This is a genomic window from Moorena sp. SIO3B2, assembly GCF_010692525.1.
GTDB classification, from domain to species: Bacteria; Cyanobacteriota; Cyanobacteriia; order Cyanobacteriales; family Coleofasciculaceae; genus Moorena; species Moorena producens.
The window spans coordinates 1-2,909 of the sequence record NZ_JAAHHE010000595.1; the positions used below are offsets into that span (position 1 = coordinate 1).

At 46.0% G+C, this 2,909-nt stretch carries 5 protein-coding genes; 4 read left to right on the forward strand and 1 reads right to left on the reverse strand.

Annotated elements, in window-relative coordinates; translation table 11 throughout:
- A partial coding sequence (locus F6K38_RS38535; protein WP_287360210.1) for an MnmC family methyltransferase occupies positions 1-509 on the forward strand: 509 nt, incomplete at its 5' end.
- Here F6K38_RS38535 and F6K38_RS38540 read toward each other — a convergent pair.
- Complete coding sequence (locus F6K38_RS38540) at positions 470-610, reverse strand: hypothetical protein (RefSeq protein WP_287311315.1); 141 nt, start codon at positions 608-610, stop codon at positions 470-472. The two genes, F6K38_RS38535 and F6K38_RS38540, sit on opposite strands and share 40 nt — an antisense overlap.
- A 43-nt stretch (positions 611-653) precedes the next feature.
- Here F6K38_RS38540 and F6K38_RS38545 point away from each other — a divergent pair, with 43 nt between their 5' ends.
- The 3 genes from F6K38_RS38545 to F6K38_RS38555 all read left to right on the forward strand — a co-directional run.
- Positions 654-869, forward strand: a complete 216-nt coding sequence (locus tag F6K38_RS38545; RefSeq protein WP_287360212.1) for a hypothetical protein — start codon at positions 654-656, stop codon at positions 867-869.
- A gap of 210 nt (positions 870-1,079) precedes the next feature.
- Positions 1,080-2,450 (forward strand): bifunctional UDP-N-acetylglucosamine diphosphorylase/glucosamine-1-phosphate N-acetyltransferase GlmU, encoded by a 1,371-nt coding sequence (gene glmU / locus F6K38_RS38550; protein ID WP_287360214.1) that lies wholly within the window; start codon positions 1,080-1,082, stop codon positions 2,448-2,450.
- A gap of 161 nt (positions 2,451-2,611) precedes the next feature.
- The coding region (locus F6K38_RS38555; protein WP_287360215.1) for a hypothetical protein at positions 2,612-2,909 on the forward strand (298 nt) is incomplete at its 3' end.

The following is a 2,909-nucleotide window of genomic DNA, read 5'->3' on the forward strand; positions in this document are numbered from 1 at the left end:
CTGGACTGGTTGAAACCGAGCAATTCCAAGCTCAACTATATCTCGGTGATGCCAGAGAGACTATCCAACAGGTGCAACAAGGTAACTTCCAAGCCGATGCTATCTTTCTTGACCCCTTTTCCCCACCCAACTGTCCTCAATTATGGACTCTAGAATTTATTCAACACTTAGCCCAATGTTGCTCATACACCGGTAGACTAGCCACCTACTCTTGTGCTGCAGCAGTGAGAATTGCCCTGATCACAGCTGGGTTTACGATTGGATCTACCATTGAAGTAGGAAATCGACAACCCGGTACTGTCGCTAGCTTTAGTGAAGCTGATTTACCTAGCTTATCAATCCGAGAGCAAGAACATTTGCAAACTCGTGCTGCTGTGCCTTACCGAGACCCTAATTTATCTGACTCAGCCTCGGACATTTTACACCGACGCCGCCTAGAGCAGCAAAACTCTTTACTTGAAGCAACCTCTCATTGGAAAAAGCGTTGGTTGAGAGAGCAAAGGGAATAGGGAATAGGGAATAGGGAACAGGGAGTCGGGAGTCGGGAGTCGGGAGTCGGGAGTCGGGAGTCGGGAGTCGGGAGTCGGGAGTCGGGAGTAGCAAAAGGCAAAAGGTGTTGCTTAATAATTGAATGATTTTAAGAGTGAGGTGGAATGGGCATCTTGCCGTGGAATGGGCATCTTGCCCGTTCGAGATCTTTTCGCGCGGGCAGGATGCCCACTCTACTCCTATTCATTCAAAGACTGACGCAACGCCAGGCAAAAGGCAAAAGGCATGCAATAGTCAAGACAGGTTTAAGCGATGCAGTCCCGATTCCCGATTCCCGATTCCCGATTCCCGATTCCCGATTCCCTACTCCCATTTTATAGTCATAATACGGTAATTATTGACTTAATTAGCAATTAATCAGAGTTTTATCGGTAATAATCTTATTTATTCTCCCAATAAATTCATCATTCTTCTCCTGAATTATTAATTCTCTCTCGTGCATCTTTAACAAAACTGCCAATTTATGACATTGAACTGAAGTCAAGTCTTAGTATGATAGGGATGCAAAGATGGAAGCAAAAAGCTAATCTATGGTTGCAGTAGCAATTCTAGCGGCAGGACGCGGAACTCGCATGAAATCTGACCTGCCCAAAGTCTGTCACCGTTTGGGTTCACAAACTCTGGTGGAGCGAGTGCTCAACAGTTGTGTTTCTATTAACCCCTCCAGAGTGATCGTCATTTGTGGCTATCAGAGTGAACGGGTAAAAGAAAGTCTGAGCGCCTACACGGATGTAGAATTCGTTGAACAGAAAGAGCAATTGGGTACTGGTCATGCCGTCCAGCAACTGTTGCCCCACTTGGCAGACGATACTGGAGACTTACTGGTCTTAAATGGTGATGTTCCCTTGTTGCGTCCCGATACCATTAAACGACTATTAGAAAGCCATCAAGCCCATAACAATGGCGCTACGATCCTAACTGCCCATTTGCCCAATCCCACGGGCTATGGACGGGTTTTCTGTGATAGTAACAATCACCTGCAACAGATTGTGGAACACCGGGATTGCACTGATGCTCAAAAGCAAAATAACCGCATCAATGCTGGTGTCTATTGCTTCAACTGGTCTGAATTAGCTTTGGTTCTACCAAAACTGTCTGCGGATAATGACCAAAATGAGTATTACCTAACGGATGCGGTTACCATGGTTAATCCAGTAATGGCAGTGGATGTGGAAGTAACCCACGAAATTCTAGGGATTAATGACCGTAAACAGCTGGCCATGGCTGAGCAGATTTTGCAAGAGCGGATTAAGGATAGCTGGATGAAGGCCGGGGTGACATTAATTAACCCAAACAGTATCACGATTGATGACACTGTCCAATTGCAACCTGATGTCACCATCGAGCCCCAAACTCATTTGCGGGGTAAGACGGTGATTGGTGCTGGTAGCAGGATTGGCCCAGGGAGTCTGATTGAAAATAGCCAGTTGGGTGACAAGGTGACCGTGCTATATTCAGTGGTGAGTGATTCTGTGGTTCAAGATGGCACCCGTATTGGTCCGTATTCTCATCTTCGGGGTAATGCCCAAGTAGGAGAATCCTGCCGTATCGGAAATTTTGTGGAACTGAAAAATACTCAGATAGGCGATCGCACTAATGCCTCTCATCTATCTTATTTGGGAGATGCTACCCTAGGGTCACGAGTGAATATTGGCGCAGGTACGATTACTGCCAATTACGATGGTGTTAAAAAGCATAAAACCGAGATAGGCGATCGCACTAAGACTGGCTCGAATAGTGTTCTGGTGGCACCACTGACCTTAGGAGAGGATGTCACTGTGGCTGCTGGTTCTGTGGTTACCAAGGATGTGCCAAACGATAGCTTGGTGATTGCTCGTAGTAGAAATCAGATCGTTAAACCCGGTTGGCGATTAAAGACCTCTGAAGACTCAAACAGCTGAGCAAGGATAAGGGATAGCCGTGATTTGATCAGGTTGTTGGCAAATGACCTAAATTGGATCTTTCAAGAGGGGCAATAGGGGTAACAGAAGTAAGAAGCAGCAAGCTTATGACTAAAAACTAGGATAATAATTGTTTGTTGAGGGAAAATGGAGCTTGCCCTATGACCTGGGAAATTGCTTCTGTTGTTGCTAAATCTGTTGCCCCCATTTTAGGGAGAAAAATTCAAACTAGGCTAACTCCTGCCGACATCCACAAAGCACTAGAGCAAGCACTCAAAGCTGCGCTAATGCGAGAAGAACCCTTGGCACCAGAGCAGCGCCTTTTCTATTACTCTGCTCCTGATGCGATCGCGCTTTTTTTGGAAGACTTTTTCCAAGACAGGGAAGTACAGGAGGAATTACACAAACCCCTCCAAGAGGATAACAAAATACCCTTAACCCCTTTACTTGTGGAGAAAT